This is a genomic window from Azospirillum sp. ST 5-10 (assembly GCF_051225715.1).
GTDB lineage: Bacteria > Pseudomonadota > Alphaproteobacteria > Azospirillales > Azospirillaceae > Azospirillum.
Window position 1 is genome coordinate 1 of record NZ_JBPJSP010000111.1, and the last position, 587, is coordinate 587.

General features: G+C 65.1%; 2 protein-coding genes. One reads left to right on the forward strand and one right to left on the reverse strand.

What is annotated here, in order from left to right; all coding sequences use genetic code 11:
* Positions 1-149 precede the first annotated feature (149 nt).
* The gene (locus ACSBPG_RS32055; RefSeq protein ID WP_435541305.1) at positions 150-281 is read left to right on the forward strand and encodes a hypothetical protein; all 132 of its coding nucleotides are present in this window, start codon (positions 150-152) and stop codon (positions 279-281) included.
* A gap of 17 nt (positions 282-298) precedes the next feature.
* On the opposite strand, the gene ACSBPG_RS32060 is transcribed toward ACSBPG_RS32055, so the two are convergent.
* Positions 299-587 (reverse strand): hypothetical protein (locus tag ACSBPG_RS32060; RefSeq protein ID WP_435541306.1); only part of this gene is annotated, 289 nt, incomplete at its 5' end.

Here is a 587-nt window from a genome sequence, read left to right on the forward strand (position 1 = left end):
CGCACCTACGAGGCCATGCTCCACATCGTGTGTGCCGTCACCGTCTGGGAGTTCGTCGCCCTACTGGAATAGGCTCTAAAGGCGGACCGATCAGACGTTGCCGCGCCTGGTCGGTCCTCACCACAACCGCGTGAAGGAGCACGGCGGCAATGGCTACTCGTACGTCTATCACACCCACCCCCGCACCCAAGCCCCCCATCATCGAACGCTTCGGCGACCTCGACGAGGTGAACGCCGCCATCAAAGCGGGGCAGTTGGCCATCATCGTGCGCTGGCTCTGACCGTCCCTGCACCAGCGTCAACCGCCGGTGGGGTGTCCGCTCTGCCGGCGGCTTGGAACATGGGATTCGAACATCACTGACGCCTGGGCCCGATCGAACTCCTGCCGGACATCGCGCAGCGAGAAGATTCGAACATCACTGACGCCCTGGCCGAAACTGGTCGGCGGCTCAGTGTGGAAAAGCGGCGTCCGGGCGTCAGGGGTGGGATAGGGTGGAGTCCCTTGGGGCCTGTCCAGCGACATCCCGAACTGCCCCCCTGGCGCCATGAGGATCTGCCCCCTGGTTGCGCCGTTCAGGCGGGCGTTG

Bases quoted from the DNA above. Each gene is read 5' to 3' on its own strand.
- ACSBPG_RS32055 (WP_435541305.1), top strand. From the start codon at position 150: ATGGCTACTCGTACGTCTATCACACCCACCCCCGCACCCAAGCCCCCC.